Source organism: Pseudomonas syringae group sp. 243L2, assembly GCF_032587875.1.
GTDB classification, from domain to species: Bacteria; Pseudomonadota; Gammaproteobacteria; order Pseudomonadales; family Pseudomonadaceae; genus Aquipseudomonas; species Aquipseudomonas amygdali.
Genome location: NZ_JAWHPL010000007.1, coordinates 1 through 1,939, shown reverse-complemented (window position 1 = coordinate 1,939; position 1,939 = coordinate 1). Strand labels below are relative to the sequence as shown.

The following is a 1,939-nucleotide window of genomic DNA, read 5'->3' as shown; positions in this document are numbered from 1 at the left end:
TAGTTGATGGGTTACTGGCACACGCCGGGCAGGAAATTCATCTCAAGGCCGGTAACAAGCTGATCATCGAAGCAGGGCTGGAGATCACCTTCAAAGCCGGTGGCTCCTTTATCAAAATCGACGCCGGCGGCGTGACGGTCAACGGCTCGCAGGTGAAGCTCAACTCAGGAGGCAGTCCTGGGAAAGGCTCGGAGGCGGCCCCGCTCTTGCCAGATCTGGCAGTACAGCCAGATAGGGGCGATTCAGGTGAAATGCTGGTTCCCGCACAGACACAGGCGATAAAACGCACGCCATTTTGTGAGGAATGCGCACAAGCAGCCGAGAAGGCAAACAAATGAATCAGGCCAATTATCTGTTGGTTGATGGCATGTTGCGGTCTGGGGCCGTAAAGCAACTTTATCGGCGTGACGAGCATCTTGAGATCGTTCCGCTGTATCTGGGCACACGTTGGGCTGGCGTCATGGATCTAGGGCCGATACTTGTACACGCACCTTATCCATCCAGACTGATAGAAGAGTGGCACCAATATCCTGAACAGCGGGCCGACGGCTGCATTTTTTTCAGCGATGCGCCTTTGAAAATCGTCTCGGCGCATTTGCAGCATTTTCTGAACCCGGTCGATTACCTGGGTAACTCAAGTCTGCTGCGTTTTGCAGATCCGCTGGTGATGCATTACTGGCTATCCAGCTACGGAGCTGAACAGTTGAGCCCGACGCTCGGGCCTATAGATCAACTGTGGGTCCAATCCCCTTTACGCAGTTGGCAGCGTAGTCTCGGCTCAACCATCACCACATTTGTTAATCAACGTCCGCAACAAACCTCTCAGCAGGGCTTCACTCTGCTGTGCGATCCGCAGTTGAAAGCCTTTGAAAGCTGTTATCGATGGCTGTTCGAAGAACGTATTCATGACTGGGTCAAGGCTCACGATCCGCAAGCCTTCGTGAAGCAAAGTGATGATCAGATCGAAAGCTGGCTGAATCGAGCTTTGGACAGCGGGCTCGCGTGGGGACTTATCAGTGAATACGCATTAGCGACATGGGCCGACATCTGCCACGACTGGGGTCTGGATTTCATCAACTCGCCACAAGGTCACTGCACCTCCTGGCAGACTTTATACCCCGAGCATCAGCACCTGGCCCCGGAACTGCGCATAGCCGCGCTTGATGAACACCGTCAAAAAGTCCGTAACAACAGGGATGCCCCGCATGACCGATAAACACGGCACACACCAGCAACGACGTGCCGCACTGTTCCCCAAGACTCCGGCGACGGCCACCAGCCTTTGTCCGTTCAGAGGACCGAACGTCGCCATCGTGCCGGTGCGCTACGCGCTGGATCGCTCCCGCTACGACGCCGCGCCCGAGAAGCTGAAACCATTGCCGAAACAGGGCAAATGGACGCTGATGCCGATACTGAAAACACGCAGCTACACTTTGCGCCAGCTGTACGACGGCTACATCTATGTGTTCGACGAAACGGCCGGGACGCTGCATGAATATGTCGCCTCAGCAAACAACGGCCACCTGAGCCGCATCGTCTGGACGGACGCGCAGATCGGCAGAGACCAACGGAGCGGTGCCAGCGATGGCAAGCCCTTCCTGCTCTACCCGCGACGTCACCAACTGCACATCGCCTTTGCCCCGCAGCAATGGACGTGGCGAGTTTGCGAGCACATGCGCTCCAGCGCCCCAAGCCGCGCGCTGTGGATGAAAGTACTCGACCTGGCCGGCTACTGCATCACCATGGCCGAGCCGGACACCCTGCCATTGAACCGTATCGCCGAGGCGGTGGCGGACATCGACAAGGGCCATGTCAATGACGACGGCCGTTTCGCTGACTCGGCGATCCCCACTGCTCGCCCGCTGTCGGAAGACGCCGAAACAAATCCGTTATGGGCACCGCTGGGTGCTGACGTTTTCTGGCAAGGCAGCGTCGACGA

At 57.2% G+C, this 1,939-nt stretch carries 2 protein-coding genes and 1 pseudogene; all 3 read left to right on the top strand.

The genetic code is table 11. The annotated features are described in order from the left end of the window. A pseudogene (locus tag RYB66_RS03925) lies at positions 1-338 on the top strand (type VI secretion system tip protein VgrG); the annotation flags it as partial. Further along, positions 335-1,216, top strand: a complete 882-nt coding sequence (locus RYB66_RS03920; protein ID WP_005772052.1) for a DUF4123 domain-containing protein — start codon at positions 335-337, stop codon at positions 1,214-1,216. The pseudogene RYB66_RS03925 and the gene RYB66_RS03920, both read left to right, overlap by 4 nt. Next, positions 1,206-1,939 (top strand): toxin VasX (locus RYB66_RS03915; RefSeq protein ID WP_316893863.1); only part of this gene is annotated, 734 nt, incomplete at its 3' end. The genes RYB66_RS03920 and RYB66_RS03915, both read left to right, overlap by 11 nt.

Coding starts and splice junctions, on each gene's coding strand:
- RYB66_RS03920 (WP_005772052.1), top strand. CDS start 335: ATGAATCAGGCCAATTATCTGTTGGTTGATGGCATGTTGCGGTCTGGG.